Genomic DNA, 20,827 nt, shown 5'->3' on the forward strand with positions numbered 1-20,827 from the left:
AGCCAAATCCGGACGAGAACGGAATGACGTACGCCGTCCGGAAAAACCCGTTCCGAACCCGGCGGACGGCCCGCGATCCGACCGGCTGCCACCCCCCGACCTGCGCACGGAGCCGTCGAGCGGCCGCACACCCCGCCCGACCGCGGCCGTCCGCACGGTCGCGGACCCGACTCCGCGCCTCGCTTTTCCGTCACGTTTCGCAACATGACCACAAAAGCTACACAGGACCATCACCATATGATGCGACGACAGCGCGACGACCGGCGTCTGAGGGGGGCACGGCGTCGCGTGCGGGGGTGCGTCCGCTCCAGGCGTGAGCGTGGGCCACCCCCTCCCGGGGAGGGGACTTCACCGCATGAAGCGGAACATACGCACTACGGCGCTGCTTGCAAGCGCCCTCATCGTCTTATTCGCCTTGCCGGCCACCACGGCCCAGGCCGGCCCGGACACACCCCGCGTCGATCTGCGGGTCCTCGTGGTGAGCGACGGGGGACCGTCCACCGACGCCATCGCGGCCGAACTCGACAACGCGGGAACGCCGTACACCGAGATCGACCTTCACGACCCCGCGAGACCCGTGATCGACGCCGGATTCCTGGCGGACGTGGTGGACGGCCGCCCGCGGGCCAGGTTCCAGGCCGTCGTCCTGCCGAGCGACAACCCGTTCGCGGCCGGTTCCGGCGAGATGGCGGCGCTGGCCGCGTACGAGCAGACGTATGCGATCCCGCAGGTCGACGCCTACACCTACGCGCGTACCCAGGTGGGTCTGAACGTCCCCGGCTACTCCGGCAGTGTGGACGGCGTCACCGCGCAGGTCACCGACGCCGGCGCGGCCGGGCCGTTCGGGTATCTGGACGGCGCCGTGCCGTTCGAGGACAACTCCCCGACCGTGGGCGAGAGTTACGCCTATCTGGCGCAGCCGGCGGCGGGCGCGGACTTCACCACCTTCGTCGACGCGGCGATCCCGGGCAGGTCGACGAGGGGGTCGCTGGTCGGCGAGTACCGGCACGACGGACGGCGCGAACTGGTCGTCACGTTCGTGTACAACCAGTACCAGCAGCAGTTCCGGCTGCTGGCGCGCGGCATCGTGGAGTGGATGACCGGCGGGGTGCACCTCGGCGCTTCCCGCAACTACTTCGCGGTGCACGTGGACGACGTGTTCGCGGCCGACGACCGCTGGGACAGCAACCTCAACTGCACGCCGGGCGACATCGACTGCCCGCCGGGGCAGGGCACGGAGAACCCGATCCGGATGACCGCGGCCGACGTCGAGTACGCCGTCGCCTGGCAACGGCGGCAGGGCCTCACCCTGGACATGGTGTTCAACGGCTCCGGCAGTGTGAACCAGCGCGAGGACAACGACGGCGTCGACGCCCTCGCCGACGCGTTCGTCGCACGACGCGACAGCTTCCGCTGGGTCGACCACACCTACACGCACCCGTTCCTCGGGTGCGTCCAGGACGTCAGCGTGGTGCCGTGGAAGTGCGCCACCCGTGCCGACGGCAGCACCCGGTGGGTCAGCCGGACGGAGATCTCCGACGAGATCGCGAACAACCGGGCCTGGGGCAGGTCGGTCGGACTTCCGCTGGACGACCAGGAGCTGGTGACCGGCGAGCACTCGGGCCTGCGGATCCTGCCGCAGCAGCCGGCGGACAACCCCAACCTGGCGCCCGCCCTGACGGACAACGGCGTGAAGTGGCTCGCGTCCGACAACTCCCGTGACCCCGTGCAGCGTCAGGTCGGTCCCGCGACCACCGTCTCCCGCTACCCGATGAACGTCTTCTACAACGCGGGACGCGCCGCCGAGCAGGTCGACGAGTACAACTGGATCTACACCAGCCGCGCCCAGGGCGGCAGCGGCGTCTGCGAGGACAACCCGGCGACCTCCACCTGCCTGACCACGCCGCTGGACACCGCCACCGGCTACGCCGACCACATCGTGCCGCTGGAGACCAGGACCGCCCTCGGGCACGTGCTTTCCAACGACCCCAGGCCGCACTTCATCCACCAGTCGAACCTGACCGAGGACCGTATCGCCTACCCCGTCCTCGACGGCGTCCTGGACAGCTACCACGCGCTGTTCGCCGACAACACCCCCGTGGTGAACCTGCGGATGAAGGACATCGGCACCGAGATGCAGCGGCGCGCGGCCTGGGACGCGGCGCTCGACGCCGGCCAGGTGAGCGCGTACCGCATCGGCGACACGGTCACCGTCCAGGCCCCCGACGGCGTGGCCGTGCCCGCGACCCTGCCCACCGGCTCCACGCGGGGCGGCACCGCGTTCGGCTCCGCGTACGCGGGCGAGGTCTCCGGCTGGACCACCGCGACGGGGCAGCCGGTCGCGCTGACCCTCCCCTCGTCCGCCGCCGCCCCGGCCGCGACCGCCCGCCCGGCCGACTCCGCGACCGTCTCCACCGCTCCCTTGACCACGGAGCCGGCCGGCGTGACCGAGCCGGTGCCGTACGCCCCTGAGGACTGAGTCCGGCCCGCACCACGGGCCCGGCCGCACCCTGCGCGGCCGGGCCCGGTACGACCGTCACCCACCTCGGCCGTGGAGCCATCCATGCACGTTCAGCACGGCGCGCGCCGCTCCGGCTCGACGCGTGTCACCCTGCTCACCGAAGGCACGTACCCGCACAGTCACGGCGGGGTGAGCGTCTGGTGCGACCAGCTCGTCACCGGCATGCCCGACCTCGACTTCGAGGTCCTCGCCGTCACCGGCACCGGACGTGAACCCCTCGTATGGGACCTGCCGCACCAGGTCACACGCGTGGTCTCCGTCCCCATGTGGGGTCCCGCGCCCGCGGGACGCCCGCCCCGGGGCCGCGCCCGCAACCAGCTCACCACGGCCTATGAGCAGTTCCTCGTGGCCCTGCTCGACCCCCGGGCCGAGGACGGCTTCGCCACCGCCCTCTACGCGATGGCACGGGCCGCGACGGACGGCACGCTGAGTCCGTTCCTCCGCGGCGACCTGGCGATCGGGGTCCTGACCGCGGTGTGGAACCGCCCCGGCCTGGCCGTGCGGGAGGCCCGCCCCACCCTGCACGACGCGATCACCGCCACCGCCCTGCTGGAGCACGCCCTGCGGCCGCTGGCCACGCAGGCGCCCCGGACCGGGGTGGCCCACGCCGTCAGCGGCGGCGTCGCCGTGCTGCCGGGCCTCGCCGCCCTCGAACAGCACGGCGTACCGCTGCTGCTGACCGAACACGGCGTCTATCTGCGCGAGCGCTACCTCGGTTACCGCACCGCCCCCTACCGCTGGCCCGTGAAGGCCGTCGTCCTCGGGTTCTTCCGGCTGCTCGCCGAGGAGACCTACCGCCGTGCGGCGCTGATCACCCCGGGCAACCGGTACAACCGGCTGTGGGAGGAACAGGGCGGCGCCGCGCCCGAGTCGATCCGCACCGTGTACAACGGCGTCGACCCGGCCGCCTTCCCGCCGGCCGGCCCGGAACCGCAGCGGCCCACCCTCAGCTGGGCCGGGCGGGTCGACCCGATCAAGGACCTGGAGACCCTCATCCGTGCGTTCGCCCTGGTCCGCGGCCGGGTCCCGGACGCCGCGCTGCGCCTGTTCGGCGGCACACCGCGGGGCGGGGAGAGCTACCGGGAGCGGTGTCAGGCACTGGCCGCGGAGCTGGGGCACGGCGACGCGGTCAGCTTCGAGGGCCGGGTCGACGACATCAAGGACGCCTACGCCGCCGGGAACGTCGTGATGCTCTCCAGCATCAGCGAGGGCTTCCCGTTCACCCTGATCGAGGCCATGTCGTGCGGGCGGGCGACCGTCTCCACGGACGTCGGCGGAGTGCGCGAGGCCGTCGGGGACACCGGCCTGGTCGTGCCGCCGCGCGACCCGGCGCGGATGGCCGACGCCGCGCTGGACCTGCTGGCCGATCCGGAGCGCCGGCGCCGGATGGGCGAGGCGGCCCGGCTCCGGGTGGTCGAGCAGTTCACCCTGCGCCAGACCGTCGACACCTTCCGCTCCATCTATCTGGAGCTGTCGGCGCTCGGCCGGATCCGCCCACCGGACGCCCGCCCGGCGCCCGCCCCGGCGGGTCGTCCGGCGGTCACGAGGACGGGGAGCCTGGCGGGATGAGCGGACCGATGGCCCTCGAACCGGACGGCGCGGAGCAGGACACCCTGTCGCTGCGGCTGTCCGAGGACCCTGTGCCCCGCAGACGGGTCCGGCACGACCGCACACTCGCGCTGCGCCGGCCGCGCTGGGGCGCGGACCACGCCGCCGTCGACTCGCTCGCCGCCGAACTCGCCGACGGCATCGGCCCGGCGGTCCACCCCTACGAGGTGGCCGCGCTCCTGGAGTCGGAGGGACTGACCGCCGAGGTCATCAAGGAGCGGTACGGCCACCCGGACATCTTCTCCCTCGCCGCCGCCCTGTACGAGCGGGTGCCACGCACCTTCCCCGAACCCCCGCCGCCGGCCGACCCGTGGCGCCCGGACCACGTGCGGTGCGCGCTGCGCGGCGCCCTGTTCGCGCTGCCGGGACTCGCCTACCTGCTCATCGCGCCGCTGTGGCACGCCGAGCGGGCCGTCCTGGTCCTGGTCGTGGCCGGACTCGTCTCCTGGGCCTGGGGCCAGGCGCTCGGCCACCGGGCCTTCCTGCGGATGGGCACGGGGCGCCGGGAGGCGGGCCGCACCCTGCTCAAGGGGGCCCCGGTGGGCGCCCTGGTGGCGACGGCGACCGCATGGCCGGTCGCCGGTTCCGGTTCCGCCGTACCGGCCGCCGGGGCGCAGTCGGCGTATCTCGCGGCGGCCGGCGTGCTGCTGGTGCTGGGCGGGGAACGGCTGCTGCTGGCCGCGCTCACACCGGTGATCGCCGGTGCCGCGGCGCTCCCGTGGTGGGAACCGGGCCCCCTGCTGCGGGCCGGGCTGCCGCTGCTGGCCCTGCTCTGCACCGTGGCCGCGGCGGGCTGGGCCCTGCGCTCCGCCCTGGCCGGCCCCCGGACAGCGGCAGCCGCCCGGCCCTCGCTGCTCGGTTCACTGCCCTACGGTCTGTTCGGTCTGGCCGCCGGGACGCTGGTGCTGCTCACGGGCCGGGAGGAGCCGTACGCGGTGATCGTGCTGACCGTCAGCATGGGGCCGGCCGAGTGGCTGCTGTACCGGTACCGCGGCCTGTCCGTGGCGGCGCTGCGCAGGACCGCCACCCCGGCCGCCTTCCGGCTCCGGTCGGCGGGCGTGCTCGCCCTGTGCGTGAGCGCCTATCTGCTGCCCCTCCTCCCGGCGGCCCTGCTCACCGGCTCCGCCCCGGCCCCGCTGCTGCTGCTCGCGGCGGCCCTGTGGACGGCCCTGCTGCTCCAGGCGTTCGGCGTGGCGTGGCTGCCGGCGGGGGTGTGCCTCACGGCCGCCGGCGCGGCCGCCGCGCTCACCCGCCTCGGCCCGCCGCCGCATGCCGGCGTCCTGTCGCTGTGCTGCGGCGTCGCCGCCCTGTGTCTCACATCGGGCGCGCTGCGCCTGCTGGGACGGCCCGCCCCGCACGCCTGACCGTCCGGCCCGCGGTGGGCGGGAGAGCCGCGCCCGGTCCGGACGACGTACCGCCCAACCCCCCACAAGGAAGCACAAACAACCGGAAGGAAGCACCAGTTGACCACCGCACCGCTCGCCGCCGTCACCGGGGCCGAAGGCTTCATCGGCTCACACCTGACGGAGGCGCTGGTCGCCTCCGGACACCGGGTGAGGGCCATGGCGCAGTACAACTCCTTCTCCTCCTACGGCTGGCTGGAGACGCTGCCCCAGGACGTCCTCGACCAGGTGGAGATCGTCCTCGGTGACGTACGGGACCCCGGCTCCGTCCGGGATCTCCTCGAAGGCGCCGACTGCGCCTACCACCTGGCCGCGCTCATCGCGATCCCGTACTCCTACCGCGCCCCGCACAGTTACGTGGACACCAATGTCACCGGCACCCTCAACGTGCTGGAGGCGGTCCGCGCCCTGGGCACGCCCCGGCTGGTGCACACCTCGACCAGCGAGACCTACGGGACCGCGCAGACGGTCCCGATCACCGAGGACCATCCGATCAACACCCAGTCCCCGTACGCCGCTTCGAAGGCGGGCGGCGACCGGCTGGCCGACAGCTACCACGCGAGCTTCGGCACGCCCGTGGTGACGCTGCGGCCCTTCAACACCTTCGGTCCGCGCCAGTCGATGCGGGCGGTCATCCCCACCGTCATCGGCCAGGTGGCCGCCGGCGAACGCACCATCACTCTCGGGGACCTGCGCCCCACCCGGGACTTCAGCTACGTCAAGGACACCGCGCAGGCGTTCCTCGCGGTCGGCCGCGCGTCCGCCGGGCAGGTCGTGGGCCGCACCTTCAACGCGGGTACCGGCGGGGAGATCTCGGTCGGCGACCTCGTGGCGCTGATCGGCAAGGTGATGGACACCGGCCTCGACGTCCGCGAGGACGGCGCGCGCATCCGGCCCGCGGCCTCCGAGGTGATGCGGCTGGTCTGCGACGCGAGCCGGCTCACCGCGGCGACCGGCTGGCGGCCCGCGCACTCCCTGGAGGAGGGCCTGGCGCACACCGTGGAGTTCTTCCGCGATCCGGCGAACCTCGCCCGTTACAAGACCGGCATCTACAACATCTGACCCGGCCGCACGTCCACGCAGGACACGAAGGACACCACGGACACCGAGGACACCAAGGAGGAGTCCCATGCACGCAGTGATCCTGGCGGGAGGCAAGGGCGTCCGGCTGCGGCCCTACACCACCGCGCTGCCCAAACCGCTCGTGCCCATCGGCGACCAGCACGCCATCCTGGAGATCGTGCTGCGCCAGCTCGCGACGGCGGGTTTCACCAGCTGCACCATAGCCATCGGCCATCTGGGCGAGATCATCCGCGCCTATGTGGGCGACGGCAGACAGTGGGGCATGACCGTCGACTACGCCACCGAGGACAGCCCCCTGGGGACCATGGGCCCGCTGCTCACCCTGCGCGAGCGGCTGCCGGAGACGTTCCTCGTCATGAACGGCGACGTCCTCACCGACCTCGACTTCGCGGCAGTGCTGCGCACGCACCGCGGATCCGGGGCGCCGCTGACCATCGCGACGTACGCCCGCAAGGTGCACATCGACTTCGGGGTGCTGACCACCGACGACAGCCGTGTCGTCGCCTTCACCGAGAAACCGAGCATGGACTACCGCGTCTCCATGGGCGTGTACGGGCTCTCCCGATCCACGCTCGACGGCTACACGCCGGGGCTGCCGCTGGGCTTCGACGAGCTGGTCATCGACCTGCTCAGGACGCAGAACCCGCCGCACGCCTACGAGTTCGACGGGTACTGGCTGGACATCGGCCGCCCGGACGACTACGACCGGGCCAACGCGGAGTTCACCACCCGCAAGTCACTGCTGCTCAAGGGAGCCTGACCACCCGATGCGCATTCTCGTCCTGGGCTTCACCGGCTATCTGGGCGGCCATGTCGCCGGACACCTGCGCGCCCTCGCGGGCGTGCGGGTGCTCGGCGCCGGCCGCTCCCCCGCCGCGGAGTCCGGCATCGACCTCGCCACCGCCCAGGCGGACGAGCTGGCCCGGATCCTGGCCGACGCCGCGCCCGACGCGGTGGTCAACTGCGCGGGCGCGACCGGCGGTGACGCGGTGACCCTCACCGAGGTCAACGCCCGTGGTCCCGCGGTGCTCTGCGCGGCGCTGCGCAAGGCCGCGCCGACGGCCCGGCTGGTGCATCTCGGTTCGGCCGCCGAGTACGGTCCGGGCATCCCGGACCTCCCGGCGACCGAGTCGGCGCCCACGCGTCCGCTGTCGATGTACGGCGCCACCAAGCTCGCCGGCACGGTCGCGGTCACCACGTCGGGGCTCGACGCGGTGGTGCTGCGGGTGGGCAACCCGGTGGGGGCCGGCGCCCCGGCGGCCGGGCTGCCCGGCCGGGTCGCCGGCCTGCTGCGGGAGGCCGGCCACGATCCCGGGGCGGTGCTGCGGCTCGGCGACCTGTCGGCGTACCGCGACTTCGTCGACGCGCGTGACGTGGCACGGGCCGCGGCGCTCGCGGTGTCGGCCCCGCGGCCCCTGCCGGACGTCCTGAACATCGGCGGCGGACGGGCCGTCCCGGTGCGGGACCTGGTGCGGGTGCTGGCCCGCGTCGCCGGGTTCCGGGGGCGGATCGAGGAGCACGGGGGCGGTTCGGCCCGGTCGGCGCAGGTCTCGTGGCAGTGTTCCGACGTCACGGCCGCCGCGGAGGCGCTCGGCTGGCGGCCGTCGTACACCCTGGACGACTCCCTGGCCGCGCTGTGGACGGCCACCGCGCCGCGGGAAGGCGACCGGATCCCGTGAATTTGCTCGTTCCGCTCTACGTCCACCCGGCCGAGGACCCCGGTGCCTGGCACCGCCTGATCGGTTCGGCCGCCGGAACCTATGCGGTGGTGCTCAATCCGGCGGGCGGCCCCGGCCGAAGGCCCGACCCCGCGTTCGCCGCGGCGGCCGGGGCACTGCGGACCGCCGGTGCCCGGCTGCTCGGCTACGTCGACACCGACTACGGCACCCGCGAGCCGGCCGAGGTGACGGCGGACGTCATCCGGTACCGCGAGTGGTACGGGACCGACGGCTGCTTCCTCGACCAGGTGACCGCCTCGCCGGACGAACTGCCCGCCTGCCGGCGCCTCGTGCGGTCGGTGCGCAGGCTCGGTGCCGCGACGGTGGTCCTCAATCCCGGCGTCCACCCGGCCCCGGGGTACGCCCGGCTCGCCGACCTCGTCGTCACCTTCGAGGGCCACTGGTCGACCTACGTGTCGGCGTTCAGCAGACCGGCGTGGACGGCACGGCATCCACCGGAGCGGTTCTGCCATCTCGTGTACGGGGTGCCCGAGGCGCTGGTGCCCCTCGCCGTCCGCACCGCGGGTGAGCGGGGCGCGGCCGTCGCCGGACCGGTGACGGGTGAACTACCCAATCCCTGGGCGCAGTTGACGCCCGCGCTGACGGAGGCGAAGCAATGAGACGGGTCACGTGGGTGTGCGCACTGGTGACGGCCCTGGCGCTGACCGCGTGTGCGGGCCCGGATGGCGGGGGCCGGGCCGGCGGACCGGCGAAGCCCGTCGGGAGCGGCCCCGCTTCCAGCGCGCCGGACGGTCCGGCCGCGACGGAGCGGCCCACGCCGTCCGCCTCCCCGGGCAACCGGTCCCCGGCCTCGCGCACACCGGCGCCGGCCGGCCGGCAGCGCTGGCAGCCGCGCCCCGGTCTGGCCTGGCAGTGGCAGCTCGACGGCAGGGCCGACCCGTCCGTCGACGTCCCCGTCTACGACATCGACGGTTTCGAGAACTCCGCGGCGGACGTGGCCCGGCTGCACCGCGCCGGCCGGAAGGTCATCTGCTACCTCAACGTCGGCGCGTGGGAGACCTTCCGCCCGGACAAGGACGCCTTCCCCAAGTCCGTGCTCGGTGCCGCCAACGGATGGGCGGGCGAGCGGTGGCTGGACGTCCGGCGCCGGGACGTGCTGCGGCCGGTCATGGCTCGCCGGATGGACATGTGCCGGGCCAAGGGGTTCGACGCCGTGGAACCGGACCTCGTGGAGGGGTACGCCGACAGGACGGGGTTCCCGCTGACCGCGGACGACCAGCTGGCCTACAACCGCATGATCGCCGAGATCGCGCACGAACGCGGGCTGGCGGTGGGGCTGAAGAACGACCTCCGGCAGATCCCGCAGCTCGTCGGGCGGTTCGACTTCGCGGTCAACGAGGAGTGCGCGCAGTACGACGAGTGCGGCGCGCTGCGGCCGTTCATCGCGGCCGGCAAGGCGGTCTTCCACGTCGAGTACGCCGAGCCGACCGGCGCGTTCTGCACCGAGTCGCGTGAGCTGAAGCTGTCGTCCATGCGCAAGAGGCTGGATCTCGGGGTGTGGCGCCAGCCCTGCTGAGCCGCGGTCGTGGAACGCGGACGGCGGCGGTGGCCGGGATCGTCGCACCGCGGGAGCGCCGTACACGCGTGCGTGGGCCCCGCGCTCGCCGGCTGTGGGTCCACGGCCCGGATCACACTGGATCCGCGGCGGACGCCGCCGGGAAGCGCGGGGCACCGCCCGGGGTCACGGCGTGCGGTACACCTCCACCTCACTGAACTGGCCTGCGGGCCAGCCGGTGTTGGCGGTGACGGTCAGCCGCAGGTGGCGCAGGCTGGTGCCGCTCGGCAGGGCGACGGTGGCCGTGTTGCCGGTGGCCGGGTCGAACCGGTAGCCCTGTGCGCCGGCCACGGTGGAGAAGTTCTGGCCGTCGGTGCTGCCGAGCACGGTGACGGTCTGGGTGCGCGCGCCCCAGGCCGTGGACGGCGGCAGCTTCAGCACCAGTCGGCGCACCGCCTGGGCCGAGCCGAGGTCGACGGTCAGGGACTGCGGGAAGGCGTTGTTGGTGGACTCCCAGTAGCTGTTCGCGTCGCCGTCGACCGCCTTGCCGGGCGTGTAGACGTCCACGGAGCCGGTGGCGCCGGCGGGACGGCCCTTGGCCAGGTTGGTGGTCGGGTCGGGGTCCGGGTTGCCCTGGCCGGGCTGCGGCCAGGCCGAGCAGTCGGGCCAGGTGGTGTTCCAGCCGGAGTTGCCGCCGCCGTCGGTGAGGGTGAAGGTACCGGACGGATAGGGACAGTTGTAGATGCCGGCGGCGCCGACCGCGGAGGCGGTGACGTTGCGGAGGGTGGCGGCGCCCTGGACCTCGGCCTGCACCACGACGGTCCCGGTGCCCCGCACCGTCGCGCCGTCCACGGTGACGTTCCCGACCGCGTGGCCCTGGCCGCTGCCGGAGACGAACTCGAAGGCGCTGTAGGGACTGTCGGTGATGGTGGTGTTGGTGATGGTGACGGTCGCGTTGATCGCGCTGTCGTAGGCGTCGACGCGCAGCGCGCCCATGGGGTGGTTCCAGTTGGGGTTCAGGGCGCCGGTGCGCACGAGGGTGTTGCCGTCGACGGTGATCGTGCCGGCCAGCGGGGAGAAGGGGTCGGCGAACTTCTGGTTGGAGATCGCGATGCCGCTGCCGAGGGCGTTGGTGTCGGAGATCAGGTTGTTCTTCACGGCGATGTTCGTACCGCCGTAGATGGCGATGCCGTTGGCGAGGTTGGGCTGCGAGATGGTGTTGTTCTCGAAGCTGCTGTCGGTGTCCGGTGCGTACAGGGACCACATGGCCAGGGAGTCGTCACCCTGGTTGCGCAGGAAGTTGCCCCGGACGCGGACGCCCTTGGCGTTGCCGTTGAGGTTGAGGCCGTCGGCGGTGGTGTCGAGGATGCGGTTGTTCTCGACGACCAGGTTGTCATTGTTGCCCATCAGCCACAGGCCGACCTTGACGTGCTGGATCCACATGCCCGACACAGAGCTGTTCGGTCCGAGCGATCCGTTGACGAAGTTGTCGGGGCTGGAGTCGACGCGTTCGGTGACCTCGCCGAGGACCGCGAAGTCCTTGATGTGGACGTTGCCCGTGGAGCTGGACTGGTCGATGAAGCGGGAGGTGTGCAGGACGGAGTACCAGTTTCCGGCGCCCTGGAGCGTCACGTTCTGCACGCCGCTGAGCGAGGACGTCAGCCGGTAGTCGCCCGGCGGGATCCAGACCACGCCTCCCTGGGCGGCGGCGATGGCGTCCCGAAAAGCCTGGGTGGAGTCGCCGTTGCCGCTGGGGTCGGCGCCCTTGGAGGTGACGGAGACGGATCCGGCGGGCTGGCCGGCCGCCGCGGCCACCTGCTCGAAGTCGGCGACGTCCACGGTGACCTGGGTGCCGTTCGACTGGAAGGCGACCTTGTCACCGGCCTGCACGTTCTGGCCGAACAGCAGGCGGGCGTTGTCGAAGAAGTGGTGGGTCCTGGCGCCCGCGATCCAGCCGGTGTCGACGTAGGAGTACTTGGAGGTGACCGTGAGGGTCTTCGCCAGCTTCTGCCCGTTGACGTACACGTCGAGTGTGCCGGACTGGCCGTCCGGGACGTTGTAGGAGACGTTCACGGCGTTGGCCGCGCGCGGCACGGTGAACTCGACGCGCTGGCCGGAGGTGATCCGTACCGCCTGGCGTCCGGATGCCTCGGAGGCAAGGGTGCCCTGGGTGTAGTCGGGGCCGGTCTTCGTGCCGGTGGTGGTCGCCGACTCGGCCTCGACGGAGGTGAAGGGCAGGGTGGCGCCGGCCGCCGCGTGCGCGGACGGCGCGATGGTGACGAGCATTCCGGCGGCCAGGGCGACGGCCGCGCCGATGGCCGGCATGCGCCCGACCGTCTTGCGGGTGCTGCTGTGCATGTGCTGATCCCTTCGTGGGGTGCGGGATAGCGGAGGTGCGGTGGCGGCTCGGCCGCGGGGCCGGGCCGCCGGGTGCGGGGGTGGGGAGGCGGCTCAGGCGCGCAGCCAGGCCGCCGTGTCCTGCGGCAGCCGGCCCGACTCGTCCAGGGGGCCACTGGTGAGCAGGAGTTCGCTGTGCGCGGGCAGCTCGGCGGGGTCCGCACCGAGGTTCACCACACAGCTGGTGCCCGGCGCGCGGGTGAAGGCAAGCACTCCTTCGGGGGCGGGCAGCCAGCCGAGCGGATCGTCCCCGAAGACGGGACGCAGCCGGATCGCCGTGTGGTAGAGGGCGAGCATCGAGGCGGGATCCCGCTGCTGCCGGTCGGCCGCGTACTCCGTCCAGCCGGCCGGCTGCGGCAGCCACGGCTGCTCACCCGAGCCGAAGCCCGCGTACGGCGCCTCGGCCGTCCAGGGCAGCGGAACCCGGCAGCCGTCGCGGCCCGGGTCGGTGCCGCCGGAGCGGAAGTACATCGGGTCCTCGATGCGGTCCAGCGGGATGTCGGCCTCGGGCAGGCCGAGTTCCTCGCCCTGGTAGACGTAGACGGCGCCGGGCAGGGCCAGCGACAGCAGCGCGGCGGCCCGCGCCCGCCGGGTGCCCAGGGCCAGGTCGGCCGGGGTGCCGAAGGTCTTGGCGGCGAAGTCGAAGCCGGTGTCCGTGCGGCCGTAGCGGGTGACCGTGCGGGTCACGTCGTGGTTGCACAGCACCCAGGTCGCGGGGGCACCCACCGGGGCGTGCTCGGCGAGGGTCGTGTCGATCGAGTTGCGCAGCCGGGGCGCCTCCCAGGGACAGGACAGGAAGGAGAAGTTGAAGGCCGTGTGCAGTTCGTCGGGACGCAGGTAGCGGGCGAACCGCTCGGGGTCGGGCAGCCACACCTCGCCGACGAAGACGCCGTCGTAGTCGTCGGCCACGGACCGCCAGGAGCGGTAGATGTCGTGGAGTTCGTCGCGGTCGACGAAGGGGTTCGGGTCCTGTCCCGCGACGAAGTCCGGCAGGGCGGGGTCCTTGGCGAGCAGGGCGGCCGAGTCGATGCGGACGCCCGCCACCCCCCGCTCGAACCAGAAGCGCAGGATGTCCTCGTGCTCCTGGCGGACCGCCGGGTGGGCCCAGTTGAGGTCGGGCTGCTCGGGGGTGAACAGGTGCAGGTACCAGTCGCCGTCCGGCAGCCGGGTCCACACCGGTTCGGTGGAGCCGACGAACTGGGACGGCCAGTCGTTGGGCGGCAGTTCACCGTGCTCGCCGCGCCCGGGCCGGAAGTGGAACAGCTCGCGCTCGGGGCTGCCCGGGGACGCGGCGAGCGCGGCGGTGAACCACGGGTGCTGGTCGGAGACGTGGTTGGGTACGACGTCGACGATGGTGCGGATGCCCAGTTCCCGGGCCTCCGCGATGAGCTTCTCCGCCTCGGCGAGGGTGCCGAAGGCCGGATGGATGGCCCGGTAGTCGGCGACGTCGTAGCCGCCGTCCTTCAGCGGCGACACGTACCACGGCGTGAACCACAGTGCGTCCACGCCGAGTTCGGCGAGGTACGGGAGCCTGGCGCGGACTCCCGCGAGGTCACCGGTGCCGTCCCCGTCGCCGTCCGCGAAACTGCGCACGTAGACCTGGTAGATGACGGCGGAGCGCCACCAGTCGGTCCGGTTGTGGGCATGGGTGGGCTGTCCCACTGTGCGTGCCTTTCTGTCGAGGGGAGGCCGTGTCAGCCCTTGGTGCTGCCCGCGCTGATTCCGGCGATGATGTGCCGCTGGAAGACGAGGAACAGGGCGACCATCGGGATGCTGGCGATGACCATGGCGGCGACGAGCACGGTCAGCTGGATGTTCTGCGACAGCTGGACCAGGGCCACGCTGATCGGCTGCTTGTCGGTGTCGGAGAAGACCATCAGCGGCCACAGGAAGTCCTGCCACACGGCGACCAGCGCGAAGATCGAGACCACGCCGAGGACCGGCCGGGACATGGGCAGCACGATCGACCACAGGACGCGCAGCTTTCCGGCGCCGTCGATCTCGGCGGCCTCCAGTACGTCGCGCGGGAGCTGGTCGAAGAACCGCTTGAGGAGGTAGAGGTTGAAGGCGTTGGCGACGGCCGGCAGCCAGATCGCGAGGGGGTCGTTGAGCAGGCTCGTGTGGATCAGCGGCAGATCGGCGACCGTGAGGTACTTCGGTACGACCAGGGCCTGGGCCGGGACCATCAGGGTGGCCAGGATGCCGCCGAGGACCACCTTGCCGAAGGCGGGTCTCAGCTTGGACAGCGCGTAGGCGGCGGCCGTGCAGAACACCAGCTGGAACACCCAGGCGCCGGCGGCCTGGACCACCGTGTTCCACAGGTGCTGCGGCAGTTGCATGAGATCCCAGGCGTCGGTGAAGCCGTCGGTGTGCCACGCCTTCGGGATCAGGGTGGGCGGGGTCTGCGCGACCTCGTCCGGCGACTTCGTCGCGCCGGTCACCATCCAGTAGACGGGGAAGAGGAAGGCAAGCGCGAACAGCAGGACGACGCCGGTGAACACGGCCCAGTAGACGGCCTTGCCGCGCGGGCGGGCCAGCACCGCCGGGGAGACCAGGGTCCGGGTGCTCATGCGTCCCCCTCGGAGCGGGTGAGCCGCAGGTAGACGGCGGAGAACGCGCCGAGCAGCACCAGGAGCAGCACACTGAGCGCGCAGGCCCCGCCGAAGTCGTTGTAGAGGAAGGCGTACTTGTAGATCAGGTAGAGGACGGTGACCGTGGCGTTCTCCGGGCCGCCGCCCGTGATGACGAACGGCTCCGTGAACACCTGCATGGTGGCGATGATCTGGAGGAGCATCAGCATCAGGATGACGAACCTGGTCTGCGGGACCGTCACGTGCCGCACGCGTTGCAGGAGGTTCGCGCCGTCCAGCTCGGCCGCCTCGTACAGTTCGCCGGGGATGGACTGGAGGGCGGCGAGGTAGATCAGGACGGTGCCGCCCAGGTTCGCCCAGGTCGCCACGATCACCAGGGAGACCAGGGCGGTGTCGGCGCCGTTGGACCAGTTCGAGGTGGGCAGGTGCAGAAAGCGCAGCGCCTCGTTGGCGAGGCCGGCCCCCGGGTCGTAGAACCACTTCCACAGCAGGGCGCTGACCACCGGCGGGATCATCACCGGCAGGTAGACCACGATCCGGAAGAACGCCTTGGCGTGCCGCAGTTCGTTGAGGACCAGGGCGAGCACGAAGGGGATGGCGAAGCCGATGAGAAGGGCCAGCAGCGTGAAGGTGAGCGTGTTGCGCCAGGCCGCCGCGAACTCCGGGTCGTGCCAGACCCGGGTGAAGTTGGCGGTGCCGACCCACTCGGGCGGTGCGCCCGGCGTGTACTTCTGGAAGGCGATCACGACGGCGCGGATCGCCGGGTACCAGGAGAACAGGGCGAAGCAGACGAGGCCGCCGAGAAGGAATCCGTAGGCGTGGAGCTGGTCGAGGAGGCGGCGCCGCCCCCGGCCCCCTACCGGGGGCGGCGCCGGAACGGGGCGTACGGCGATCACTGGGGTGTCTCGCCGCGCGGCCGTCTTCGTCATCGCCGTCAGCTCCGGGCCAGGATGCTGTCGATCTTGCCGGAGGCATCCTTGAGGAGCTGGTCGATGTCCGCGTCCTTCTTGGTGAGGACGGCGGAGACGACTCCGTCGAGGACGGAGTAGATCTGCTGGGCGTTGGGCGGCTCGATCTTCATCTGGAGCTGCTGGTTGCCGTCCAGGAAGGACTGGTAGTTCGCCACCGGGACGTTGGCGTTGGCCTTCTTGATCTGCTGGTCCTTGGCGTCGGCGGCGCCGGCGAACAGGCGCGGCTCCGGCAGGCCGACCGGGGCGTCGTTCTTCTTGGCACGGGCATAGTCGCCGAGGAAGCCGGAGCCCGGGGTGAGGAACATGTGGTCGAGCCACTTGAGGCCGGCCCGGATCTGCTCGGGCGTGTCCTTCTTGTTGAACATGTATCCGTCGCCGCCGACGAGGGTGGCCTGGCCGCCGGGCATCGGCGCGATCGCCAGGTCGTCGTAGTTGCCGCCCTTCTCCTTGACGAGGATCGGAATGTTGTCGGGGGCGGAGAGGTACATGCCGAGCTTGCCGGAGCCCATCATCTGCTGCACGTCGTTGAGGATGAGCAGTTGCTTGGTGCCCATGGAGTTGTCGGTCCAGCGCATGTCGCGCAGGTTCTGCAGGACGGCGTGGCCCTCGGGGGTGTCGACGGATGCCTTCTTGCCGTCTTCGCTGACGACGTCGCCGCCCTGCGAGTACAGCTCGGCGGTGAAGTGCCAGCCGCCCTGGTTCTGGGCGCTGTAGTCGGCGTAGCCGACGGTCCCGCCGCCGAGCGCGGCGATCTTCTTGGCGTCGGCGCGGACCTCCTCCCAGGTGGCCGGCGGCTTGTCGGGGTCGAGGCCCGCCTTCTCGAAGAGTTTGCGGTTGTAGATCAGGCCCATCGAGTAGCCGGTGCGCGGGATGCCGTAGATCTTCCCGTCGACGGTGTAGATGTCGCGCAGCTGCTGCTGGATGGTCTCGTAACTCTTCAGCTCCTTGACGTACGGCGAGAGATCCGCGGCCTGGTTGATGTCCACGACGTGCTTGACGTCGGTGAAGTAGGTGTAGAAGACGTCCTCCATCTGCCCGCCGGCGAGTTTGGCGTCGAACGTCTTCGGGTCCTGGCAGGGGAAGGCGTCGTGCGCGACGACGTCGATGTCCGGGTTCTGCTTCTCGAAGGAGGCGATGTCCTCCTCGAAGAACGTCCGGTCTACCTTGGCGCTCTTGGGCGGCTCGCAGTTGACGGTGATGCGAGTCTTGCCGTCGGCCGACTCGTCGCCGGACGACCCGCAGGCCGTGGCGACGAGGGCCAGGGAGGAACAGACGCCGATCGCGACGAAGGTACGGCGGAACCCGGTGCTTGACATCGGTGGACCCCTCTGGACAGGAGCTGTGGGTGCCGCACACTCAAGCATCGAGACCAGAGGTTCGCAAGATGTCGCGCAGAATCTGTAATTATTTGACAGCGGAATGGTATCTACTGCATCTCAGTCACGTGGCGCTTGCGCGGTGGAGCCGCGGACCACCAACTCGGGCTCGAACAGCAACTCGTCGGCGGGCACGGCGGTCCCGCCGATCTGAGCGTTGAGCAGTTCGACCGCGGCCTTGCCCATCGACTCGATGGGCTGACGGACGGTGGTGAGCGGCGGCTCGGTGCAGTTCATCAGCGCGGAGTCGTCGTAGCCGACGACCGAGACCTGCGTGGGCACGTCGAGGCCCTTGCGCCGGGCGGCCCGTACGACGCCCAGCGCGAGCGGGTCGCTGGCACAGATGAAGCCGGTGACCCCGCGGTCGATGAGCTTGGCGCCCGCCGCGTGCCCGCCCTCGATCGAGAAGATCGCCCGGGCCACGTGCTCGTCCGGCAGCTCAGCCGCCACGGCGCGGGCCGCGGCCAGTTTCCGCGCCGACGGCATGTGGTCGCCGGGACCGAGGACCAGGCCGATCCGCTCGTGCCCGAGGGAGGCGAGGTGGCGCCACGCCTGCTCCACGGCGACCGCGTCGTCGCAGGACACCGCGGGGAAACCGAGGTCCGCTATGGCCGCGTTGACCAGCACCACCGGGATGTTGCGGTCGGCGAGCTGCCGGTAGTGGTCGTGCGGGGCCTCGGCCTGCGCGTACAGACCGCCGGCGAAGACGACTCCGGAGACCTGTTGCTGCAGGAGCAGTTCGACGTAGTCCGCCTCGGAGACGCCGCCCTTGGTCTGGGTGCACAGCACCGAGGTGAGCCCGAGCTGGGCCAGCGCACCGCCGATGACCTCGGCGAAGGCCGGGAAGATGGGGTTCTGCAGTTCGGGCAGGACCAGGCCGACCAGTCGGGCGCGCTCCCCGCGCAGCTGGGTGGGCCGTTCGTAGCCGAGGACGTCGAGGGCGGACAGCACCGCCTGCCGGGTGGCTTCGGAGACTCCGGGCTTGCCGTTGAGCACCCGGCTGACCGTGGCCTCGCTGACCCCGACCTTCTTCGCCACTTCCGCAAGTCGTCGCGTCATGAGCGCAAGAATAGCGCAAGATACGCAAGATACTTGCATTATCTGCTGGGGCACACACTGCCTCCGGCCAGGTGGACCCGCCCGGCGCCGTCGGCGACCTGAACGCCGGCGGTGCCGGGTCAGGGCTCCGGTGCGGGTACGACGGTCAGATGGGCGGCCGTACCCCGGGGGCGGCGCGGACGGCGGGCGGTGGCGGCCGGGCGGCGTGGGTCGCGCAGGACGAGGGTGATGCAGGTGTGGCCCAGGTCCCGGAGGGTCTTCGGGGTGTCGTCGACGAGTCGGCAGTCGGTGGCACCCCAGCGCGGGTCCGGGTGCAGCAGCGGACGGACGGCGCCGTCGTGTTCGGCGGCGGCCTCGCCGACCGCGCGGATCCAGTGCGGCAGCCCGTGCCGGAAGGCGGCCTCCATGATCGGGTCCTGGGCGATCTCCCGGCGGATCGCCTGTAGTCCGTGGTCGTGGGCGCACCGCTCCAGGGCGGCCTTGAAGCGGGCCAGCATCGGCAGGGCCCAGCTCGACTCGTGCTCCCCGAGCACCGTGCCGGCGTCGGGGTGGAACAGGACGAAGCGGAGGAAGTTGTCACCGGGCATGGCCGTGGGGTGCGATCCGACGCCGCGGAAAAGTGTCTCGAAGGCGCTGTTCGCCAGCACCACGTCCCAGCGGTGATCGACGACGAGCGACGGGAACGCGACCGCGTCCAGAAGCAGCGCGTAGTCCTGGAGGTACGCCTGGACCTCACGGTCCCCGGGAACCGGCCGCGGCGCCGGCCGCCGCTCATCTGCCTGATATGCCATCGGGAGGTCACCCCTCTTGCCTCTGCGGCCTTCACGCGGCGTTGTGATCCTGCTGCCAGACAAGGTCCATGTCAACTATCGTGGCATTTCAACCTCGTTGACGGCTGAAATTGGCCACAGTTGTGGCGAGACCTGGATGCGGGTTCCGGGCAGGGGCTACTCTCCGGGAAGTTCACGGCAGCCCCTGGTGGCAAGCCACCGCATCCCCTGAGAGACCGAGGAGTTCTGTCCGTGACGGATGGCTACGAGGATCCGGGCGCCACGGCGACCGCCCAGCTGCCGGCCGTCGTCGCACGCGTCACCGCGCTCGCCGACCGGCTCGGCGTGCCGCATCCCGAAGTCTTCGACGTCGGGCGGCTCTCCGTCGCCTGCGGCGTCCCCGAACCCGTCGTCGGGGCCCTGCTGAGCGGCCGCCCCGCGGGCGAGCCCGACGTCCAGGCCAGGTTCCTGCAACGCCTGGACCTGCTGCGCCGCACCCGGCTCAAGCCCAACGGACGCAAGTACACCCAGCAGGAGATCGCCGACGGCGCGGGCATGTCCCGGCAGCAGGCCGGCGCCCTCATCAACGGCGACCGGCGGCCCACCATGGAGCACTGCGACGCCTTGCAGCGCTTCTTCCGCGTGCACGCCGGATTTCTCACCGCGGAGGACGCCGAGGCCGTCGCGGGCGCGCTCCAGAACACCGAGCAGGAGCTGCTGCAGAAGCTGGCCGGCCGCGAACGGGCGGCGGCCGCGGCCGCCGTGGACCCGCTGGAGCGGCTGCTGCAGGACCACGGCGTGCGCGGCATCGCCTGGCGTGCCGCGCAACTGCCCACCGACCAGCACCGGGACAAGGTCGCGGAGTGGCTGGACATGCTCCTGGAAAGCGTCAACCGCCCCGAGTCGTGATCCGGCGGCGGAACACGGGTATCCGCAGGAACCCGCGTGCCGGGGCCCGCGGAGCCGACCGGACCGGCACCCTCCGGCGCGGCCCCGCGCGCCGGACGCCCGCATCGCGGCCCCGCCCCGGAGCCGCACCCCACCGCCCCGGCCTCGCCGAACCCGCGTTCCCGCCCGCCCGCGGGCTGCGCCGAGCGGGCGAAACCACGTGCGCCCGGACGGCGTTGTCAGTGGCGGACGGCAAGCTGGAGGTACGCCGCCACCGCGCGCGGCGTACGCGCCGTCCCGACGCGTGACCGCAGAGCCGACCCGGGGAGCCGACCATGTCCACCGCCGTACTGACCGACCGCGAGCGCACCGCCGTTCAGGCATACCTGCGCCTGCTCCATACGGTACGCGCCGCCTTCGACGGCCCACCGGACGGTGACCGGCCGTGTCTGGTCCCACCCGCCGTGCTGGCCGAGGCGGAGCAGGCGATGACCGAGGCCGGGCTCATGGGCAACGAAGAGGCGTTCTTCCGACTGCTGCACACCTGGTGCCCGAGGGACTGAGCGGCGACCGCGTCGAGGTGACCCGGCCGGCGGAGCGGCCGGGTGCGACCGCCGTCCGGGAGGCGGTGATCCGGTGCCCGGCCGGCCGTGCGAACGCCGCGCCTCCCCGACCCGGAAGCCGCCCGTTCCCGGTTCGGGGGAACTCAGGAACCGACATGTGGAAAGGGGGAATCCTTGACGTGCTCCCTGGCCTGAAGTCCAGGGATTCCGGCCTGGGTCGTTGGACCCTTCCAGGGGCTTCCTGCTTCACCGCGCTGTGCGGGCACGTGTGCCCGTCTGTTGAGTCGGCACGGAGCGCGGTGCTGGTGTTACCACCGGTCCGTTTCTCCATGCCGCTCGCCGAACCCGGCGTGCGAGTCTCCC

General features: G+C 71.8%; 17 protein-coding genes. 10 read left to right on the forward strand and 7 right to left on the reverse strand.

The window, feature by feature from the left end; genetic code table 11:
• Positions 1–355: 355 nt before the first annotated feature.
• The 8 genes from ACFYPJ_RS32385 (at position 356) to ACFYPJ_RS32420 (ending at position 9,870) form a co-directional block, all read left to right on the forward strand.
• Positions 356–2,479, forward strand: coding sequence for a hypothetical protein (locus tag ACFYPJ_RS32385; RefSeq protein WP_389024908.1), 2,124 nt, complete (start codon positions 356–358; stop codon positions 2,477–2,479).
• 84 nt (positions 2,480–2,563) lie between these two features.
• Positions 2,564–4,090 carry a GT4 family glycosyltransferase PelF gene (gene pelF / locus ACFYPJ_RS32390; RefSeq protein WP_389024910.1) on the forward strand — a complete coding sequence of 509 codons (1,527 nt, stop codon included), beginning with the start codon at positions 2,564–2,566 and terminating at the stop codon, positions 4,088–4,090.
• Entirely contained in the window at positions 4,087–5,493 is a 1,407-nt protein-coding gene (locus ACFYPJ_RS32395; RefSeq protein WP_389024912.1) for a hypothetical protein, read from the forward strand. The genes pelF and ACFYPJ_RS32395 overlap by 4 nt, the downstream gene beginning before the upstream one ends.
• Positions 5,494–5,592: 99 nt before the next feature.
• Positions 5,593–6,594, forward strand: coding sequence for an SDR family NAD(P)-dependent oxidoreductase (locus ACFYPJ_RS32400; protein ID WP_389024914.1), 1,002 nt, complete (start codon positions 5,593–5,595; stop codon positions 6,592–6,594).
• 67 nt (positions 6,595–6,661) lie between these two features.
• Positions 6,662–7,375, forward strand: a complete 714-nt coding sequence (locus ACFYPJ_RS32405; protein ID WP_389024916.1) for an NDP-sugar synthase — start codon at positions 6,662–6,664, stop codon at positions 7,373–7,375.
• 7 nt (positions 7,376–7,382) lie between these two features.
• Positions 7,383–8,294, forward strand: coding sequence for an NAD-dependent epimerase/dehydratase family protein (locus tag ACFYPJ_RS32410; RefSeq protein ID WP_389024918.1), 912 nt, complete (start codon positions 7,383–7,385; stop codon positions 8,292–8,294).
• Complete coding sequence (locus tag ACFYPJ_RS32415) at positions 8,291–8,953, forward strand: spherulation-specific family 4 protein (protein ID WP_389024920.1); 663 nt, start codon at positions 8,291–8,293, stop codon at positions 8,951–8,953. Before ACFYPJ_RS32410 ends, ACFYPJ_RS32415 begins: the two co-directional genes overlap by 4 nt.
• The gene (locus ACFYPJ_RS32420; RefSeq protein WP_389024922.1) at positions 8,950–9,870 is read left to right on the forward strand and encodes an endo alpha-1,4 polygalactosaminidase; all 921 of its coding nucleotides are present in this window, start codon (positions 8,950–8,952) and stop codon (positions 9,868–9,870) included. The genes ACFYPJ_RS32415 and ACFYPJ_RS32420 overlap by 4 nt, the downstream gene beginning before the upstream one ends.
• 165 nt (positions 9,871–10,035) lie before the next feature.
• Here ACFYPJ_RS32420 and ACFYPJ_RS32425 read toward each other — a convergent pair whose 3' ends face one another.
• From ACFYPJ_RS32425 to ACFYPJ_RS32455, 7 genes are all read right to left on the reverse strand, one after another.
• Complete coding sequence (locus ACFYPJ_RS32425; protein WP_389024924.1) at positions 10,036–12,207, reverse strand: discoidin domain-containing protein; 2,172 nt, start codon at positions 12,205–12,207, stop codon at positions 10,036–10,038.
• Between the two features lie 93 nt (positions 12,208–12,300).
• Complete coding sequence (locus ACFYPJ_RS32430) at positions 12,301–13,908, reverse strand: glycoside hydrolase family 13 protein (RefSeq protein ID WP_389024926.1); 1,608 nt, start codon at positions 13,906–13,908, stop codon at positions 12,301–12,303.
• A 32-nt stretch (positions 13,909–13,940) separates the two neighbouring features.
• Entirely contained in the window at positions 13,941–14,816 is an 876-nt protein-coding gene (locus ACFYPJ_RS32435; protein WP_389024928.1) for a carbohydrate ABC transporter permease, read from the reverse strand.
• A complete protein-coding gene (locus ACFYPJ_RS32440; protein ID WP_389024930.1) occupies positions 14,813–15,766 on the reverse strand; it encodes a carbohydrate ABC transporter permease in 954 nt (317 codons plus the stop codon). The genes ACFYPJ_RS32435 and ACFYPJ_RS32440 overlap by 4 nt, the downstream gene beginning before the upstream one ends.
• 5 nt (positions 15,767–15,771) lie before the next feature.
• Positions 15,772–17,124 carry an ABC transporter substrate-binding protein gene (locus ACFYPJ_RS32445; protein ID WP_389024933.1) on the reverse strand — a complete coding sequence of 451 codons (1,353 nt, stop codon included), beginning with the start codon at positions 17,122–17,124 and terminating at the stop codon, positions 15,772–15,774.
• A 120-nt stretch (positions 17,125–17,244) separates the two neighbouring features.
• Positions 17,245–18,243 carry a LacI family DNA-binding transcriptional regulator gene (locus ACFYPJ_RS32450; RefSeq protein ID WP_389024935.1) on the reverse strand — a complete coding sequence of 333 codons (999 nt, stop codon included), beginning with the start codon at positions 18,241–18,243 and terminating at the stop codon, positions 17,245–17,247.
• A gap of 119 nt (positions 18,244–18,362) precedes the next feature.
• A complete protein-coding gene (locus tag ACFYPJ_RS32455) occupies positions 18,363–19,034 on the reverse strand; it encodes a hypothetical protein (protein WP_389024937.1) in 672 nt (223 codons plus the stop codon).
• Positions 19,035–19,265: 231 nt separating this feature from the next.
• On the opposite strand from ACFYPJ_RS32455, the gene ACFYPJ_RS32460 reads away from it, so the two are divergent.
• Positions 19,266–19,922 carry a helix-turn-helix domain-containing protein gene (locus ACFYPJ_RS32460; RefSeq protein WP_389024939.1) on the forward strand — a complete coding sequence of 219 codons (657 nt, stop codon included), beginning with the start codon at positions 19,266–19,268 and terminating at the stop codon, positions 19,920–19,922.
• 314 nt (positions 19,923–20,236) lie between these two features.
• Positions 20,237–20,464, forward strand: a complete 228-nt coding sequence (locus tag ACFYPJ_RS32465) for a hypothetical protein (protein ID WP_389024941.1) — start codon at positions 20,237–20,239, stop codon at positions 20,462–20,464.
• Positions 20,465–20,827 lie beyond the last annotated feature (363 nt).

This window comes from Streptomyces sp. NPDC006012 (assembly GCF_042871185.1).
Classification (GTDB): Bacteria; Actinomycetota; Actinomycetes; order Streptomycetales; family Streptomycetaceae; genus Streptomyces.

Excerpts from the sequence above, each read along its gene's own strand:
- ACFYPJ_RS32385 (WP_389024908.1), top strand. The coding sequence starts at position 356 with ATGAAGCGGAACATACGCACTACGGCGCTGCTTGCAAGCGCCCTCATC.
- pelF (WP_389024910.1), top strand. The coding sequence starts at position 2,564 with ATGCACGTTCAGCACGGCGCGCGCCGCTCCGGCTCGACGCGTGTCACC.
- ACFYPJ_RS32395 (WP_389024912.1), top strand. The coding sequence starts at position 4,087 with ATGAGCGGACCGATGGCCCTCGAACCGGACGGCGCGGAGCAGGACACC.
- ACFYPJ_RS32405 (WP_389024916.1), top strand. The coding sequence starts at position 6,662 with ATGCACGCAGTGATCCTGGCGGGAGGCAAGGGCGTCCGGCTGCGGCCC.
- ACFYPJ_RS32410 (WP_389024918.1), top strand. The coding sequence starts at position 7,383 with ATGCGCATTCTCGTCCTGGGCTTCACCGGCTATCTGGGCGGCCATGTC.
- ACFYPJ_RS32420 (WP_389024922.1), top strand. The coding sequence starts at position 8,950 with ATGAGACGGGTCACGTGGGTGTGCGCACTGGTGACGGCCCTGGCGCTG.
- ACFYPJ_RS32425 (WP_389024924.1), bottom strand. The coding sequence starts at position 12,207 with ATGCACAGCAGCACCCGCAAGACGGTCGGGCGCATGCCGGCCATCGGC.
- ACFYPJ_RS32435 (WP_389024928.1), bottom strand. The coding sequence starts at position 14,816 with ATGAGCACCCGGACCCTGGTCTCCCCGGCGGTGCTGGCCCGCCCGCGC.
- ACFYPJ_RS32440 (WP_389024930.1), bottom strand. The coding sequence starts at position 15,766 with ATGACGAAGACGGCCGCGCGGCGAGACACCCCAGTGATCGCCGTACGC.
- ACFYPJ_RS32445 (WP_389024933.1), bottom strand. The coding sequence starts at position 17,124 with ATGTCAAGCACCGGGTTCCGCCGTACCTTCGTCGCGATCGGCGTCTGT.
- ACFYPJ_RS32450 (WP_389024935.1), bottom strand. The coding sequence starts at position 18,243 with ATGACGCGACGACTTGCGGAAGTGGCGAAGAAGGTCGGGGTCAGCGAG.
- ACFYPJ_RS32455 (WP_389024937.1), bottom strand. The coding sequence starts at position 19,034 with ATGGCATATCAGGCAGATGAGCGGCGGCCGGCGCCGCGGCCGGTTCCC.
- ACFYPJ_RS32465 (WP_389024941.1), top strand. The coding sequence starts at position 20,237 with ATGTCCACCGCCGTACTGACCGACCGCGAGCGCACCGCCGTTCAGGCA.